Here is a 15,075-nt window from a genome sequence, read left to right as displayed (position 1 = left end):
CCTGAGCAAGGCGCATGCCGCTCGCTGCCCTTGTCCGCAAAACGGTGTCAGCAGCGATGGATGCGAAACCCCGCGCATGCAGCGCGGGCCGTTGGATCAGGAGAGGGCAGGTGGTCCGCGCAAGGGCGGGCGCAGGAAAGCGGTAAGGCGCGGCGCGGGGGCCAGCACCGGAGCAAAACCCAGCGCCAGAACAAACACCAGCGCCGCAGCCAGCAGCACCGGATCGGCCCCGCCCAGCATGGCATGGCCAAGGGCGGTGAAGTGGCAAGGGCTGTCCGACTTGGCCTTATCCTCGCCGGCGTGGTTGCCCGATCGGTTAAGCGGCAGGACGATTTTCTGCGTGATCTGCTGCCCCAGCGCATCGGCGCAGATCTGCACCGTCAGCACGCGCGTGTCGCTGCCCAGCATAAAGCCCGCTGGCACCAGCGCCTTCATCGCCAGAGTCAGCGCGATCAGCAGCGCTGCCATACGGCGGTGATGAAGGAAAAAGGCGCGAAGGGCGGTCATGCTGGTGGCGTCTCTACAACAGGTTGGCCGCAGATGCCATTGTACGCATGGTCGATATGCAGGTTCTTGTTTGTCAATTTGGCATCATATCCCTACCGGGGCGCTCGACAAAGGGGCGGGAAGCCCCATCGCGCTCACTCCGGTCACGCCGGTAGAAAGACTTGATGATGGTATCGACGGCTGTTTTCCACTCTGCGTCCCGCAAGCTGGCCCTGCTGGCCACGGGGGCTGTGCTGGCCCTGCCTCTGGCGGCTTATGCCGAGGCTTCGCCCGATGCCGCCGAGCAGGCGCATGACACCGCCACCATCCGCGTCGTCGGCCATCCCGATCCCGAAGGCCTACTGCCCGACCAGAGCGCGCCCAAGGCGATCAGCGCTGTTTCCAGCGCCTTTATCGAGAAGCAGGCGCCCACCTTCAACGCTTTCCAGCTGGTGAACCTGCTGCCGGGCGCCAATGTCTCGATGAGCGATCCCTTCGGCCTGTCGACCAGCTCCAGCCTCACCCTGCGCGGGCTGGGTCAGGATCAGATCGGCGTGCTGATGGAGGGCGCCCCCCAGAACGACATCGGCTATTATTACGCCTATCCCTCGCAATTTGCTGACGCGGAGAACGTGAAGCAGGTGGCGCTGGGGCAGGGCGCGGTCGATCTCGACTCGCCCATTGTCAGCGGCGCGGGCGGGCTGCTGTCGCTGAGCCTTGACGACCCGCATCAGAAGATGGGGGCGCTGGTCGATGGCACGCTGGGCTCGTACAATCTGCGCCGTTTCTTCGGGCGCTTCGACACCGGGCAGATCGGCAACAGCGGGTTGCGCGCCTTCGTCTCCTACTCCAACACCTATGCGGACAACTGGCGCAACCCCGGTTACGAGCGCCGCCAGCACATCGACGCCAAGCTGCTGAAGGAATGGGGCGAGGAAAATCGCGCCAGCATCGCGATCTCCTTCAACGATGCCCGCAACTCGACCTATGCCAACCCCACGCTGGCCGACTGGCAAAGCTATGGCCGCTCCTATGGCTTCGATGCCACCTATGCGGCGGGCGGGGCGAACTATTGGCGGCTCTATCGCCAACCGTTCCGCAATGAGTATGTCTCGGCCCCGGTGCATCTGAAGCTGGCCGACAATCTGCGCTTCGACAGCACCTTCTATCTGCAATATGGCTATGGCAACGCGCCCTATGGCACGGCGCTGTCCACCACCGGCAATTATCTCGGCACGCAGGAACTGGCGCAGCCCATCAGCCTGCCCGGCGCGGTCGATGGCACGGCGACGGTGCTGGGCAATTACATCGGCAGCCAGTTCCGCACCGGTGACGTTGCCAAGCTGACCTACAGCGCGGGCCGCCACACGCTGACGGCGGGCCTGTGGTTCGATTACGGCAGCGACCATGACACGCAGAGCTTCACCAGCCTGAGCGACAATGGCACCCCGCTCGACCAGTGGGGCTATGACAGCAACGCCATCCACACCGCCGACGGTCGCCTGCTGGCGCTGGAAAACATCACCACCATCACCGTCACAAAGGGCTTCTTTGTCGCCGACAGCTTTGCCGTCACGCCGAAGCTGAAGGTGGATCTGGGCTTCAAGGGCGTCGATCTGCTGCACAACGGCCACAACTGGTTGCCCGGCAACCAGAGCGCCGTGCGCACCAACAGTTTCGCCGCCCTGCCGCGCGCCTCGGTGCATTATCAGTTGGACGACCGCCAGCAGCTCTTCGCCAATGTAACGACCAACTTCCGCGCCCCCGATCAATACACCATGTATGATACCTATGACGGCGTCGGCGGCGTCGCCAGCCAGGGCAACACCGCGCTGAAGAATGAATATTCGATCAGCGAGGAACTGGGCTATCGCTGGCAGGGCCGCAACCTGTCAGCCTCGGTCACGGCGTTCCATTACAACTTCCGCAACCGGCAGATTTCCACGCTGGCCAACATCAATGGCGCTCTGATCACCACCACGATCAACGCCGGGCATCAGACCTCTTACGGCGTCGATGCCGAGATCGACTGGCGCCCGGTGGAGGGCGTCAGCTTCTACGCCTCGGGCGAGTGGCTGCATGCGCGGCTGGGCGATAACCTCCCCGTGGGTGATGATGTCCTGCCCACGCGCGGCAGGCAGGCCGTGCGGTCCCCCGCTGTGCAGCTGGGCTTTGGCGGCACCTATGACGACAAGCGGCTGTTCGGCAGCTTTGCGCTGAAATATGTCGGCAAGCAGTACAGCACCTTGATGAATGACGAGAGCATCAAGGCCTATGCCACGCTGGACCTCGCTCTGGGCGTGCATCTGGCCGACTGGATCGACGGCAAGCGCACCGATCTGCGGGTGAATCTGATCAACCTCACCAATCCGCATGTGCTCTCGGGCGTGTCGGGGATCAGCCCCAATGCGCAGGACACGGTGGGCGCCAATGGCACGCTGATCGCCGGGTCCGCGCCGACTTACTACATCGGCAGCGGTCGGGCCTTTTCGGTGACTCTGGCCCGCGCCTTCTGAATGAGCGGCGATCCGCATCTGATCCACGGCATGGGCACCGGGCTGGAAGCCCCCAGCTGGCCCGCCATCACGCCCGATGAGGCGGAAGCGGTGCTGTCCCGCTTCCCGCAGGCCGGGCGGCTGGAGGTGCTGGAGTGGCATTCGCCGCGCCCCTTCTCCTCGGCGGCGCTGGCGCGGACGGATCGTGGGGCGCTGTTCCTCAAACGCCATAGCCGCCGCCTGCGCAGCCCGGAGGGATTGGCGCAGGAACATGCCTTCATCGCCCATCTGGCGAGCAAGGGCCAACCCGTGGCCGATCTGCTGGTAGCGGACAATGGCGCCACCGCTCTGGCGCAGGGCGAATGGACGTGGGAAATCCACCGCAAGGCAGGCGGGCTCGATCTTTACCGGGATCGCCAGTCATGGACGCCCTTTATCGAGCCGGGCCATGCCTTTGCCGCAGGCGCCGCGCTGGCCCGGCTGCACTGCGCGGCGGAGGGGTTCGCCGCACCCGCCCGCCCCGTCCAGCCGCTTGTCACCAGCCTGAGCATCCTGCCCGCGCCGGACCCTCTGGCCCTAGCGCAGGCCTATATCGCCTCACGCCCGGCCTTGGCAGCCTATCTGGCCGACAAGCCTTGGCAGGCCGAACTGTCGCGCCTCTTCGCCGCGCTGGGCCTGCCCACGCTGCAGCCCCGGCTGGCCGCGCAGCCCCAACTCTGGACTCATAACGACTGGCATCCCTCCAACCTGCTGTGGAGCGCGGCGGGCGAGGTGGCCACGGTCCTCGATTTCGGCCTGTCGGATCGCACCTGCGCCCTCCACGATCTGGCCACCGCGCTGGAACGCGTGGCGGTGCGCTGGCTGGAACTAGGTCCGGCTGGAACCGCCATCACCGAGCCTGCAGATGCGCTGGCGCTGCTCTCCGGCTATGCCAGCGTGACCCCGCTCACCGCACAGGACCGCGACCTGCTCGCCCGCCTGCTGCCGCTGGTGCATGTGGAGTTCGCCCTCTCCGAAGCCGATTACTTCCACGGCGTGCTGGGCAAGGCGCAGGATGCCGATCTGGCGTGGCATGGCTTTCTGATCGGCCACGCCGAATGGTTCCTGACGGCAGAGGGCCAAAACCTGCTGGCGCTTGTCCGCAACGGCGCTTTGCCGCAAACGTGAACCCGACCCGCAAAAAGGCCGCATGATGACGCTGTTTGGCATGTCCCTGTTCGAGATCGTCGCTGTCATCATCAGCTTCATCGGCATCTGGCTGACGGCGCGGCGCCATATGCTGTGCTGGCCGGTCTGCCTTGCCGCCTGCGCGCTCTATTTCAAACTGTTCCGCGATGAAAAGCTCTATGCCGATATGGCGCTGCAGCTGCTCTTTGGCCTTGGCATCGCCTATGGCTGGATCGCGTGGCGCGGCGACCGCGATGACAGCGGCGAGGTCATCGTCCGCCCCCTGCCGCCCGCCGAGGCGCTGGCCGGATTGATCGCCGGTGCCGTTGGGGCCATCGCCATCGGCTGGTTCACCAGCCACTACACGGATGCCGCGCTGCCCTGGGTCGATTCCGGCCTCACCAGCTTCAGCCTTGTGGCGCAGTTGTGGACGGCGCGGCGGCACAAGGCCAACTGGCTGCTGTGGATCGTGGTGGATGTGATCTACGTCGGCATGTTCGTTTTCAAGGGGCTGTACCCCACGGCGGTGTTGTATGCCGCGATGGTGGGGCTGGCAGCGATGGGCTATGTCGACTGGCACAAGGCCGGGCGCAGAACAGCCATCGCCTAAAGCCGGTAATTGGCCTCCAGCCCGGCCATATGGATGGTGCGGGCATAACCGGCCTCACGCAGAAAACCGCCAGTACGGAACAGCGAGAGCGAGGCGGACAGCGTCAGCTCCTGCGTGGCGCGCCATTCCACCGAGGTTTCGGCCTGATTGCCGAGGAAGCGGCCAGAGCCCCCATGAGCAACGGCGTCGCTGGCCACCAGCAGATGGCCGGGAATATCATAGACGCCGTCACCCCGGCTCTGGCGCCAATAGGCTCCGGCAGCGAAGCTCAGGCCCACGCCCTGGCCCAGATCGAACGCCAGCACCGGCTGGAGATTGACCAGATTGTAAGGCCCGATGGGCGACAGCTCGCCGAAATACTTACCCTTGGGGAACAGCGCGTTGAAGGTGCCAAGGTGATGGTCGCCAGCGTTCTTGTCGCCGCTGGCCACATTGAAGCGCAGGGTGAGATCGGGCTTCAAAGGTGCCTTGGTGAAGCTGACTCCAGCCTCGCTGCCGATGGACCAGGCATGGATGGTCTGATCCGCCAGATGGCCCGATTGCAGCATGGCCTCCATGTTCCAGTGGACGGTGGCATTGTCGCTCACGGGCACCTTGCCGAAGAAACGCAGCCCTGCCGTGCGGCGCGTTTCGCGCCCGCTGGCATTCTGGAAGCGGGCCAGATCGTTGCGGTAATCGAGCCAGTAGACATCCACCCCGACAGGCCCGACCAGCTGCGTGGCATAGACGCCCCACAGCGCCCGCGCCTGCGATGTATGGTCATCGAAGGTGCCTTTGCCCGGCTCGACGGGGCGCAGGTAGAAGGCATTCACCGTCAGCTTGCCGCGATGGACAATCGCCCGCCCGCCATCGAAGGCCAGCGGCACATTGGGGCCATAGCGCGTGCCGATCAGCCGCTCGGTGCCAAGGCTGACCATCTCACGCCCGCCGCGCAGGCGCAGGGTGGTCTTGCTGCCGAGCGGCACCACCACATCGGCGAAGGCCTGAAGCGTATCGACGCGCGTCTGGTCGATGGCGCTGGCCGAGGGCGCCACGCCCGCCGCATAGGCGATGGCCGGCTGGGCAAAGGCGCGGACCTCCACCTTGCCGAGCCCCGCATGCAGATCGGCATAGGGCAGCAGGCGCGTCCAGAGGTAGCCATTGTCGGGCGCGTCAGAGTTGCCCAGCGCGTTGTTCCGATAATCCTCATTGCGCAGCCGCAGTTCGAGGCCGGTGGTGAGGTAAGCGCTGCCCGTATCGTCCAGCGGAATATATTTGAGCTTCTCCGTCCAGTGGCCGCTGCGGTTGGTCTGGCTGGCCAGATCGGACCAGTCCTCATTGTAGCGCTCGGTGGTCAGCACGGGGGGCTGCCAGGCTTCGGTGGGGGTGTCGGCCTGCGCTGTGGCAGGGATCAGGCCGAGCAGAAGAAGGCAGAGGGCGGAAAAGCGGCGCATGAAGGTCAGTCCCGGCGGCGGGCCAGCAGGGCGGTGAGGATAAAGCCGCCGACGAGGCCGATGTGTTCGAAGAAGGCATTGGTGGCGCCGAAACGCTCGGGGCCGGTGGGCATGGTCCAGAAGGCGTTGGCGGTGATGGCGGCCAGCGCGGTGAAGACCCCCAGCATGCCCGCGCCCAGCCACACCAGCCTGCCCGAAAGGATCAGCGCCGGGCCGATCAGCTCCACCGCGATGGTGAGGATGGCGAAGAGGGTGGGATAGGGCATGCCAAAATGGGCCTGTTCGGCGATGGCGCCGGGGAAGTCGGTCAGCTTGACCACCCCGCCCAGCAGATAGGCGCTGGAAAGCGCCAGACGGGCGATCAGGCCCGTCCCGGCCCAGTCGAGGATGGCCTCGACCGGGCGGGGAGCGAAGCCCTTGCTCACTTGGCCCCTGCCTTTTGATTGGCGGCCTGATGGATCTCGGCGATATAGCCGCCGGGGAAGCGGACGATGGCACTCTGGCGATCGGCACCGGCATGGGCTGGCACCAGCGTTTCGGCGCCGGCGGCGGTGGCCTTGGCCAGCGTGGCGGTGAGATCGGCGACGTTGTAGCCCGCCATATCGCGGCCATAGGGCCAGGGCAGCTGGCCGTCCGAGACGATCACCAGCATCTTGCCATAGCCGCTCTCGATGGCGATGCGGCGGATGGTCTTGCCGGGCTGGCCCACTTCATCGCCGGGGGCGTTGCGGTCGTCAGCGGTGATCTTGCCATGGGCATAGCCGGTCCAGCTTTTGACGAAGGCGTCGGCGGCATCCGGGGTGAGGTAGACGCGGTTCTCCGGCATGCTGGCGAGCGGCGTGTAATTGGGCTTGGCGGTGTGCCAGTAGAGCTGCATGTTCACGCCGCCCGGCCATTGCACCACCACATCGCGGCCGATGGGATCGGGGAAGCTGGTGATGAGGCGCGTGGCGCCATGCTTGCGGGCGTCGGCCACGGCGGCGTCGAGGTCGGTCACCAGATAGCCGGTGCGCTCATCGCCGAAGGGGGTGGGGATCGGCGTCTTGAAGCCGAAGACCGAGACGGTGCCTGCCGGGGTCAGCACCAGTTGCGATTTGGTGAGGCTGGGGGTGGGGGTGACCTGAAACTCACCCTGCTTGCTGGTGGTGCCCCCGAAGGTGGCCGAGAAGCTGGTGACGAAAGCGTCGAACTGATCGGCGGGGACATAGACATGGGTGGTGTCATACTGCGGGCCGACGGCATAGTCGGGGCTGGCGGGGGCGGCCATGACGGCAGGGGTGGCCAGCGTAAGGGCCGAAGCGGCGAGCAGCGTCTTGAACAGTTTCATGGGGATTATCCTTGTGGAGCAAAGAACGGGGGAGTGGTGTCAGACGGCCCAGCAGCCGCAGCCAAGGGCACCCCAGAAGCTCTGGGGATCGGCGGTGGGGGCCTGCGCACCAAGAGCCGCAGCATGGTCATGGCCGTGGACGCCGCAGGAGGACGCGCAGCCACAGGCCGAGGCGAGCTTTTTCTTGGTTTCCGGCGCGGTCCACGAGCCGAAGGTGCCCACCGGCGACCAGTCGGGCATGGGCTTGGGCAGATCCGGGGCGTGTTTGGCGTAGGAGCCATTGCCATGGACGACCTTGCCGCCAAGCACGGTCAGCACCGAGCGGATGTTGGTGATCTCGTTGTCCGGCACGGTGAAGAAGTCATCCGAGAGCAGCGCGAGATCGGCCAGCTGCCCGGCAACGATCTGGCCCTTCTTGCCCTGCTCGTTGGAGAACCAGGTGTTGGCCTGGGTCCACAGACGCAGCGCGGTCTCGCGGTCCAGCCGGTTGCGCACCGGGTAGAGCGCCAGGCCGCCCACCGTGCGCCCCGTTACCAGCCATGAGAGCGAGACCCATGGGTTGTAGCTGGCCACGCGGGTGGCGTCGGTGCCGGCGCCCACGGGGATGCCCGCTTCCATCATGCGCTTGATCGGCGGGGTGGCCTCGGCGGCCTTGGCGCCATAGCGCTCGACGAAATATTCGCCCTGAAAGGCCATGCGATGCTGCACCGCGATGCCGCCGCCCAGCGCAGCAATCCGGTCGATGTTGCGGTGGCTGATGGTCTCGGCATGGTCGAAGAACCAGTTGAGGCCTTGGAGCGGAATGTCGCGGTTGACCTTCTCGAAAACGTCCAGCGCGCGGCTGATCGTCTGGTCATAGGTGGCATGCATGCGCCAGGGCCAGCGGCGCTCGGCCAGCAGGCGGATGACGGGTTCCAGATCGCCTTCCATCTCGGGCGGCATATCGGGGCGGGCGACGCGGAAATCCTCGAAGTCGGCGGCGGAATAGACCAGCATCTCGCCCGCGCCATTGTGGCGATAGGTGTCGTCGCCGTCGCCGGGCTTGACCTGTTTCGACCAGTTGGTGAAGTCGGCCAGTTCCTCTTTCGGCTTCTGCGTGAAGAGGTTGTAGGCGACGCGCAAGGTCATCTCGCCGTCCTTGTGCAGCTTCTCGATGACTTCGTAATCGTCGGGATAGTTCTGCGAGCCGCCACCGGCATCGATGACTGAGGTGACGCCCAGCGAATTCAGCTCACGCATGAACTGGCGGGTGGAGTTGAGCTGATACTCCTGCGGCAGTTTGGGGCCCTTGGCCAAGGTTGCGTAAAGGATCGTCGCATTGGGTTGGGCCAGCAGCAGACCCGTGGGGTTGCCCTGAGCATCGCGCACGATCTCGCCGCCCGGCGGGTTGGGCGTGTCCTTGGTGTAGCCCACGGCGCGCAGGGCGGCGGCGTTGAGCAGGGCGCGGTCATAGAGGTGCAGGATGAAGACCGGCGTATCGGGGGCGGCCTCGTTGATTTCCTGAATGGTGGGCAGGCGCTTTTCGGCGAACTGGTGCTCGGTGAAGCCGCCCACCACGCGCACCCATTGCGGGGCGGGGGTGTTCTGGGCCTGAGTTTTAAGCATCGCCATGGCGTCGGCCAGGCTGGGCACGCCTTCCCAGCGCAGCTCCATATTGTAGTTCAGCCCACCACGGATGACATGGATATGGCTGTCGATCAGGCCGGGGATCAGGCGGCGGCCACCGGCGTCGATGATCTGCGCCTGAGGGGCGGCGGCGCGGGCTTCGCCTTCCGAACCTGCCACAAGGATCTTGCCGTCACGGATGGCCACGGCCTGCGCGGTGGGGTTGCTGGGGTCCAGCGTGGTGACCTTGGCGTTGATGATGATGAGATCGGTCATGGGAGGCTCCGGGGGCTTGGATCAGGCGTTGTCGGTGGGGAGTTTGATGTGGTCGCCCAGCACGCGGCGGGCGGCATGGGTCTTGACGAAGGCCAGCACCGGTTCCTTGCGCAGCATTTTCTGCGCCACGGGGATGGCCTGTTCGCCCAGCAGCATGCCCAGCAGGCCGATCAGCGCGATGGTGGGGGGCGCGGGAGATTTCACGCCCAGCAGGGCATAGATACCGCCGACCAGCACACCGACGGCCAGCGAAAGAAGATAGGGTTTCATGGGGAATAGCCTTCCGGAAGGGAGGGGCGCCGGGGCAATCGGGGGGGCTTGCCCCGGCGCCAGAGGATCAGTGGCCGCCTTCCGAGGCGTTGAACATGGTCTTGGCGTAGGTGATGCCCAGACCGTAGGCTCCGCCCAGCTTGCGGGCGACGCCGGTGGTGAAGTCATAGGTTTCGGTGCGGGCCCAGTCGCGCTGCAGTTCGAGCAGATACTGGAGCGCGGTGACGGGGCGGGCGCCGGCCTGGATCATGCGCTCCACGGCGCGCTCATGGGCTTCGGTGGAGATGTCGCCGCAGGCATCGGTGATGATGTAGACCTCATAGCCCTGCTCGATGGCCGAGAGCGTGGGGCCGACGATGCAGACGCTGGTCCACAGACCGGCGAAGACGATCCGGTCCTTTCCGATCTTGTTGATCTCATCGATCACGGCGGCGTCTTCCCAGGTGTTCATGCTGGTGCGGTCCAGCAGCTTCTGACCCGGAAAAGGCTCGGTCACTTCGCTGAACATCGGGCCCGAGAAGCTCTTTTCAGCCACGGCGGTCAGGATGGTGGGGACGTTGAAACCGGCGGCGGCATTGGCAACGAGGCCGGCATTGTTGCGCAGCAAAGTGGTGTCGATCGACTTGGTGGCGAAGGCCATCTGCGACTGGAAATCGATCAGCACCAGAGCATGATTGGCGGGGGAAAGCAGGGACTTGGCGGGGGTAGCGGTGGCGGTGATGGTCATTGGTCTTCTCCGTTCAGGGGGGGTGTCGGTGTCGCGTCAGCGCCGCGGTGAGCACTGGTTAGGCGAGGATGGACCTGCGGAGAACCGGGATAAAAACGATCAAAATGTTCAGAAAAGTTGAATGACGGCTGGAAGGATTTCGGCGCGCCAGCACAAGCGCCAACAGCAGCGATCCGCCCGAGGCCTGGGCCTTCAGGAAGGGGCAGGAAAAAGCGGTTCGGCTGCGGCATGCGCGGGGCGCTTGGCGGTTCAGCTCCCGCCCTCATGCCATGCGCGGGCCGCGCAGGGGCATGGCATCCGGGGACGATCCCGGTGGTTGGCGTGCCTTGCCCGGCGCTTATTGCGCCAGCGTTTCCAGGGGGATGGTCAGGTCGATCACCAGGCCGTCGCTCTGCCAGGCGCGGGTGATGACGCCGCCAAGGCCGCGCACCGACAGGCTTTCCAGACGGCTGCCGAAGCCCTCGGTCATGCTGCCTTCGGCACGCGGAATGCCGCTTTCGGTCCAGACCAGATGAACCTGTTGCCCATCGCTTTCCAGCGTGACGGTGAGTGAGCCTTCAGGAGCGCTGAGCGCGCCATATTTGGCGGCATTGGTGGTCAGCTCATGCAACAGCAGGGCGACGGAGGGCAGGCTGCGCTGGCCGATGGGGGCGTCATGGCCGCTGGCCTCGATCCTGGCGCCATGCTCGCCCTGATAGGGGCGCAGGATGGTGGAAAGCAGATCGTGCAGCGCGGTGGAGGTCTGCATCTGCGGGCGATGCGGGCCCGACAGGGTGATCTCATGCGCCTTGGCCAGCGCCACCAGACGGGCCTGAAGGTCGCTGGCCAGCGCCTCCTTGGTCTCGGCTTCACGCGAACTGAGGGAGACAAGGCTGGTGGCCAGCGAGAAGAGGTTTTTGATCCGATGATTCATCTCATGCAGGATCAGATTCTGCTCTTCGGCGAAGCGGCGGGCATGGGTGATGTCGCGCGCCACCTTCGAGGCGCCCAGCAGCTTGCCATTGCGGTCCCGCACTGGCGAGATCGTCAGCGAGACATCCACCATCGTGCCATCCTTGCGGCGGCGCACCGTCTCGAAATGATCGACGCGGCGGCCTGCCTTGATGCTCTCGATGATGGCGTCTTCCTCGTGAAGGCGCTCTTGCGGGATGATGATGGTGATCGATTTGCCGATGGCTTCATCAGCCGTATAGCCGAACAGTTTTTCCGCGCCCTCGTTCCAGCTCAGGATGATGCCGCCCAGCGTCTTGCTCAGGATCGCATCCTCGGAATTCTCGACGATGGAGGCGAGCCATGCGCTGGCGTCGAGCGTTGCGGGTTGGCTTTTGACCTCGTTGATTTCGCTCATGTCTTCGGCGCGCCCGGCAAGCAGCATGTGATTCTCTCGCGACCATCAGCTGTGCCACAATAGCACCGCTCCACAAGAGATCGTGTGGAAAGGATGGGCCCGAAGACTCACAGCGTGTTAATTCACGTTAGGCGCTTTGTCGTAAAAGGCAACCGTCATGCCATTGGCGTGCATAATCAATCCGTTCCGCACGGGTGGCGGCGCGGTGACGCGAAAGCGGCCAGGTCTGCGCCTCAGGCGTCGGCGCTGTGGCTGGCTTCTTCGGCCAGATCTTCCAGCCGGTGCAGCTTGTCGAGCAGAGCCTGATGACCCTCGGCAAGGCTTTCCTGCGGCTGGGTTGTGAAAGACCCTTCCAGCCGGGCGATCACCTCGGCCTCAAGCGACTGGTGGTTGGCCTGCGCCGAAGCTTTCAGCCGGTCGTGAAGCTTGTCAGCGATGCGCAGGGTCAGCTGCGGGAAATGGGCGAGGGGATCGCTCATGGTTTTCCTCCTGATGCCGGGTTTTGCCTTGGGGGTGATGCGGTTCGGTGGCGGGGCGCGGGGGCAGATTGTCCGCCCGGGGCGGGCGGATCATCTCATCCTCCACCTCGCGGTTGTGAGGGCGCTGATCCTGCGGTTTTTCCTGTTCGCGATGGCGATGTCCGGTGGCCATGATCGGGCCTTTCCTCAGAAGGGCGCTTCCCGTGGCGCAACATACCACAGGAAGCGCGAAAGTCAGATAAGGGGCTTCAGATAAAAGGTGGGGGCGTGCGGTAATAATCGCTCAGCGTCTGGTCATAGTCCTTGTCGAACAGCGGGGCCTCCTCGCCGTAACGCGGGGCGCTCCTGATCTGATCGGGCGTGATATCCACCACATAGCCGCCGCGGATCGGCTCATAGCCGAGCTTCTCCCAGGGGATCGGATAGTAATCATTGCCGATGCCCAGAAAGCCGCCGAACTGCAGCACGGCATATTCGGTGCGGCCCGAGGCCTTGTCGACCATGAAATTACGGATCGAGCCAAGATGCTCGCCATTGTTGCTGTAGACCGGCGTGCCGTTGACAAGATCCGAGGCGATGAGACGCGATGTCTCCGCAATGGGCAGGGTTTCGGTCATGGATGCATCCTTCCAGCTTGTGTTTCTGGTGAGGGCGTGGGTCTTCGGGCGCCCCTTGCCGGTCTGCCGCCGCCGGTCTTGTCCGCCGGCCCCGTTGCGGCGCGTTTGCAATGCGCCTTCGCACCATGGAACGCTTCGCCGGGCGCAAGGTGCCGGGGCGGATTTACATTGGCCGCAGGGCCGCGCCATTTCGTCGCCCGCCTCGATCATGGGGCCGGATCAAAGCCGCATGCGGCGCATTCCAAGGTCCATCAGGTATCTCAGGGAGAGCCACGATGCCACGCGGTGACAAAAGCGCTTACACCGACAAGCAGAAGCGCAAGGCCCAGCATATCGAGGACAGCTATGAAAGCCGCGGCGTCCCCGAGGCGGAGGCGGCAAAACGCGCCTGGGCCACGGTGAACAAGGAGTCGGGCGGGGGCAACAAGTCCGGCTCGGGGCGTGGCAAGCCTGACACCCATGTGTCGTCGTCACGCGGCGGGCGGGCCAACAAGGCCGGCTCGCCCGAGCAGCGCAGCGCCGCCGCGCGCAAGGGCTGGGTAACGCGCCGCAAGAATGCCGCGGATCGCCACGCGGCCTGATCGTTCCATTCCGCAAGAGGATATCGTCATGACCACAATGACCCTGAAAAAAGGCCTGTTCTTCGGTTTGCTCAGCGCCGTGGGCAGTTGGCTCTATCTCAATCGCGGGCGTTACGGCCCGGTGGTCAAGCAGGATGATGGTGAGCATCATCCCGCTCCGGCCTTTGCCGGGCCGGGGGCGCACAAGGGCTCGCCCAGCCAGGTGCGCGATGCCGGGCCCGCCCATATGCGCGACAAGCAGCACAAGTGGGACGATGTCGACCAGGCCTCGGACGAGAGCTTCCCGGCCAGCGATCCGCCCTCGTACTAAGGGGCGCGTCCTGGGGAACGATAACGCGGGCCGGTCGCCGCCGGCCCGCGCATCCTTGCGTATTCATGCCGATTGACGTCCCGCGCCGGAACCATGAGTCTGGCGCGGGGACAGGGGGATCATCCATGCAGCTTTTCCAATGCCAGTCCTGCGGTCAGGTGCTTTATTTCGAGAACACCGCTTGCGTGAAATGCGGCCATCGCCTCGGTTATTTGCCCGACCGGGGGCGGATGAGCGCGGTGGAACCCGATGGCGCCGAATGGATCGCTCTGGCCAACCCGCAAACACGCTATCGCTTCTGCGCCAATTGGGAGCAGAATGCCTGCAACTGGATGGTCGATGCCGCGCAGGACCAGCCTTTCTGTATTGCCTGCCAGCATAATCGAACCATTCCCGATCTGTCGCTGCCCGACAACCGCGCCAATTGGCAGAAGATTGAGGAGGCCAAGCGCCGCCTGTTCTACACGCTGATCAAGCTGCGCCTGCCGATGCCGACCGTCGCCAGCGGCGATCCGGAACCTCTGGTCTTCGATTTCCCCGCCTCGGCCAACGGCGAGAAGGTGATGACCGGCCATGACAATGGCGTGATCACCATCGCGCTGGAAGAGGCCGACGATGTGGCGCGTGAAAGCGCCCGCGCCTCGATGGGCGAGCTTTATCGCACGCTGCTGGGCCATTTCCGGCACGAGGTCGGCCATTACTATTGGGACCGTCTGGTGCGCGATGGCGGCGAGCTGGAAAGCTTCCGCGCCCTGTTCGGGGATGAGAGGCTCGATTATGGCGAGGCCTTGCAGCGCCATTATGATCAGGGCGCCCCGGCGGGCTGGCAGCAGGAGTTCGTCAGCGCCTATGCCACCATGCATCCCTGGGAGGACTGGGCCGAGACCTGGGCGCATTACCTCCACATCATCGACACGCTGGAGATGGCCGGCGCCTTCGGCATCCGCATTGAGCCGCGCATCGATCACGATCCCGAACTGGAAACCGAGATCGCCTTCGATCCCCATCAGGACGTGCCGGTGGAACGGCTGATCGATGCCTGGTTGCCATTGACCTATGCGGTCAATTGCCTCAACCGCTCGATGGGGCAGGGTGATCTTTATCCCTTCGTGATCCCGCCGCGCGTGGTGGAGAAGATGGCCTATATCCACCGTCTGATCCATGCCCGCGCCGCCATTCCTGTGCTGGGCTGAAAGCATCGTGCGAAAAAGTGGGAACCGGTTTTTCGCAAAAACGATGCGGCAACAAAAACCCCTGCGGTGAGTGGCCGCGCAGCTGGGGCCAGCGGTTCGTCGCAGCGCCACTTTCGCGCCGGTCGGGCCTTTCATCCAAGGCAGGCGGGGC

17 protein-coding genes are annotated in these 15,075 nt (G+C 64.9%); 7 read left to right on the top strand and 10 right to left on the bottom strand.

Annotated features, from left to right (window positions below; all coding sequences use genetic code 11):
• Positions 1-96 precede the first annotated feature (96 nt).
• A complete protein-coding gene (locus SR3_RS20235) occupies positions 97-507 on the bottom strand; it encodes a hypothetical protein (RefSeq protein ID WP_068090107.1) in 411 nt (136 codons plus the stop codon).
• A 164-nt stretch (positions 508-671) separates the two neighbouring features.
• Here SR3_RS20235 and SR3_RS20230 point away from each other — a divergent pair, with 164 nt between their 5' ends.
• From SR3_RS20230 to pnuC, 3 genes are read left to right on the top strand one after another with little or no spacing between them, the layout of a single operon-like run.
• Complete coding sequence (locus tag SR3_RS20230) at positions 672-3,002, top strand: TonB-dependent receptor (protein ID WP_407668185.1); 2,331 nt, start codon at positions 672-674, stop codon at positions 3,000-3,002.
• Complete coding sequence (locus SR3_RS20225; protein ID WP_068090106.1) at positions 3,003-4,148, top strand: phosphotransferase enzyme family protein; 1,146 nt, start codon at positions 3,003-3,005, stop codon at positions 4,146-4,148. It begins immediately after the preceding gene.
• A gap of 40 nt (positions 4,149-4,188) precedes the next feature.
• The gene (gene pnuC, locus SR3_RS20220; protein ID WP_068090122.1) at positions 4,189-4,758 is read left to right on the top strand and encodes a nicotinamide riboside transporter PnuC; all 570 of its coding nucleotides are present in this window, start codon (positions 4,189-4,191) and stop codon (positions 4,756-4,758) included.
• Here pnuC and SR3_RS20215 read toward each other — a convergent pair.
• From SR3_RS20215 to SR3_RS20180, 8 genes are all read right to left on the bottom strand, one after another.
• Entirely contained in the window at positions 4,755-6,191 is a 1,437-nt protein-coding gene (locus SR3_RS20215) for an alginate export family protein (protein ID WP_068090105.1), read from the bottom strand. The genes pnuC and SR3_RS20215 overlap by 4 nt on opposite strands.
• Positions 6,192-6,196: 5 nt before the next feature.
• Positions 6,197-6,616 (bottom strand): DoxX family protein, encoded by a 420-nt coding sequence (locus tag SR3_RS20210; RefSeq protein ID WP_068090104.1) that lies wholly within the window; start codon positions 6,614-6,616, stop codon positions 6,197-6,199.
• Positions 6,613-7,518: a glyoxalase gene (locus SR3_RS20205; RefSeq protein WP_068090103.1), complete on the bottom strand. Its 906-nt coding sequence runs from the start codon at positions 7,516-7,518 to the stop codon at positions 6,613-6,615. Before SR3_RS20205 ends, SR3_RS20210 begins: the two co-directional genes overlap by 4 nt.
• Positions 7,519-7,557: 39 nt before the next feature.
• Positions 7,558-9,399, bottom strand: coding sequence for an amidohydrolase (locus tag SR3_RS20200; protein ID WP_068090102.1), 1,842 nt, complete (start codon positions 9,397-9,399; stop codon positions 7,558-7,560).
• A gap of 21 nt (positions 9,400-9,420) precedes the next feature.
• Positions 9,421-9,669, bottom strand: a complete 249-nt coding sequence (locus tag SR3_RS20195; protein WP_068090101.1) for a DUF1427 family protein — start codon at positions 9,667-9,669, stop codon at positions 9,421-9,423.
• Between the two features lie 67 nt (positions 9,670-9,736).
• Positions 9,737-10,396 carry a hydrolase gene (locus SR3_RS20190; protein WP_068090100.1) on the bottom strand — a complete coding sequence of 220 codons (660 nt, stop codon included), beginning with the start codon at positions 10,394-10,396 and terminating at the stop codon, positions 9,737-9,739.
• Between the two features lie 337 nt (positions 10,397-10,733).
• Positions 10,734-11,771 (bottom strand): PAS domain S-box protein, encoded by a 1,038-nt coding sequence (locus SR3_RS20185; protein WP_245654016.1) that lies wholly within the window; start codon positions 11,769-11,771, stop codon positions 10,734-10,736.
• A 206-nt stretch (positions 11,772-11,977) separates the two neighbouring features.
• Positions 11,978-12,223, bottom strand: coding sequence for a FitA-like ribbon-helix-helix domain-containing protein (locus SR3_RS20180; protein ID WP_068090099.1), 246 nt, complete (start codon positions 12,221-12,223; stop codon positions 11,978-11,980).
• Between SR3_RS20180 and SR3_RS20175 the strand changes: the two genes are divergently transcribed.
• The gene (locus SR3_RS20175; RefSeq protein ID WP_068090098.1) at positions 12,222-12,479 is read left to right on the top strand and encodes a hypothetical protein; all 258 of its coding nucleotides are present in this window, start codon (positions 12,222-12,224) and stop codon (positions 12,477-12,479) included. The genes SR3_RS20180 and SR3_RS20175 overlap by 2 nt on opposite strands.
• Here SR3_RS20175 and SR3_RS20170 read toward each other — a convergent pair.
• On the bottom strand, positions 12,472-12,840 hold the full coding sequence (locus SR3_RS20170; protein WP_068090097.1) for a PRC-barrel domain-containing protein: 369 nt from the start codon (positions 12,838-12,840) through the stop codon (positions 12,472-12,474). The genes SR3_RS20175 and SR3_RS20170 overlap by 8 nt on opposite strands.
• A 275-nt stretch (positions 12,841-13,115) precedes the next feature.
• Between SR3_RS20170 and SR3_RS20165 the strand changes: the two genes are divergently transcribed.
• The 3 genes from SR3_RS20165 (at position 13,116) to SR3_RS20155 (ending at position 14,924) form a co-directional block, all read left to right on the top strand.
• The gene (locus SR3_RS20165) at positions 13,116-13,421 is read left to right on the top strand and encodes a plasmid stabilization protein (protein WP_068090096.1); all 306 of its coding nucleotides are present in this window, start codon (positions 13,116-13,118) and stop codon (positions 13,419-13,421) included.
• 28 nt (positions 13,422-13,449) lie between these two features.
• The gene (locus SR3_RS20160; RefSeq protein ID WP_245654015.1) at positions 13,450-13,731 is read left to right on the top strand and encodes a hypothetical protein; all 282 of its coding nucleotides are present in this window, start codon (positions 13,450-13,452) and stop codon (positions 13,729-13,731) included.
• A gap of 125 nt (positions 13,732-13,856) precedes the next feature.
• Positions 13,857-14,924 (top strand): zinc-binding metallopeptidase family protein, encoded by a 1,068-nt coding sequence (locus SR3_RS20155; protein ID WP_068090095.1) that lies wholly within the window; start codon positions 13,857-13,859, stop codon positions 14,922-14,924.
• The last annotated feature ends 151 nt before the right edge of the window (positions 14,925-15,075 follow it).

It is taken from the genome of Novosphingobium rosa NBRC 15208 (genome assembly GCF_001598555.1).
GTDB classification, from domain to species: domain Bacteria; phylum Pseudomonadota; class Alphaproteobacteria; order Sphingomonadales; family Sphingomonadaceae; genus Novosphingobium; species Novosphingobium rosa.
The sequence above is the reverse complement of the archived record's forward strand: the minus strand, read 5'-3'. Positions and strand labels throughout refer to the sequence as shown.

Excerpts from the sequence above, each read along its gene's own strand:
- SR3_RS20160 (WP_245654015.1), top strand. The coding sequence starts at position 13,450 with ATGACCACAATGACCCTGAAAAAAGGCCTGTTCTTCGGTTTGCTCAGC.
- SR3_RS20175 (WP_068090098.1), top strand. The coding sequence starts at position 12,222 with ATGGTTTTCCTCCTGATGCCGGGTTTTGCCTTGGGGGTGATGCGGTTC.
- SR3_RS20180 (WP_068090099.1), bottom strand. The coding sequence starts at position 12,223 with ATGAGCGATCCCCTCGCCCATTTCCCGCAGCTGACCCTGCGCATCGCT.
- SR3_RS20230 (WP_407668185.1), top strand. The coding sequence starts at position 672 with ATGATGGTATCGACGGCTGTTTTCCACTCTGCGTCCCGCAAGCTGGCC.
- SR3_RS20215 (WP_068090105.1), bottom strand. The coding sequence starts at position 6,191 with ATGCGCCGCTTTTCCGCCCTCTGCCTTCTTCTGCTCGGCCTGATCCCT.
- SR3_RS20165 (WP_068090096.1), top strand. The coding sequence starts at position 13,116 with ATGCCACGCGGTGACAAAAGCGCTTACACCGACAAGCAGAAGCGCAAG.
- SR3_RS20185 (WP_245654016.1), bottom strand. The coding sequence starts at position 11,771 with ATGCTGCTTGCCGGGCGCGCCGAAGACATGAGCGAAATCAACGAGGTC.
- pnuC (WP_068090122.1), top strand. The coding sequence starts at position 4,189 with ATGTCCCTGTTCGAGATCGTCGCTGTCATCATCAGCTTCATCGGCATC.
- SR3_RS20170 (WP_068090097.1), bottom strand. The coding sequence starts at position 12,840 with ATGACCGAAACCCTGCCCATTGCGGAGACATCGCGTCTCATCGCCTCG.
- SR3_RS20155 (WP_068090095.1), top strand. The coding sequence starts at position 13,857 with ATGCAGCTTTTCCAATGCCAGTCCTGCGGTCAGGTGCTTTATTTCGAG.
- SR3_RS20225 (WP_068090106.1), top strand. The coding sequence starts at position 3,003 with ATGAGCGGCGATCCGCATCTGATCCACGGCATGGGCACCGGGCTGGAA.
- SR3_RS20200 (WP_068090102.1), bottom strand. The coding sequence starts at position 9,399 with ATGACCGATCTCATCATCATCAACGCCAAGGTCACCACGCTGGACCCC.
- SR3_RS20195 (WP_068090101.1), bottom strand. The coding sequence starts at position 9,669 with ATGAAACCCTATCTTCTTTCGCTGGCCGTCGGTGTGCTGGTCGGCGGT.
- SR3_RS20205 (WP_068090103.1), bottom strand. The coding sequence starts at position 7,518 with ATGAAACTGTTCAAGACGCTGCTCGCCGCTTCGGCCCTTACGCTGGCC.
- SR3_RS20190 (WP_068090100.1), bottom strand. The coding sequence starts at position 10,396 with ATGACCATCACCGCCACCGCTACCCCCGCCAAGTCCCTGCTTTCCCCC.
- SR3_RS20235 (WP_068090107.1), bottom strand. The coding sequence starts at position 507 with ATGACCGCCCTTCGCGCCTTTTTCCTTCATCACCGCCGTATGGCAGCG.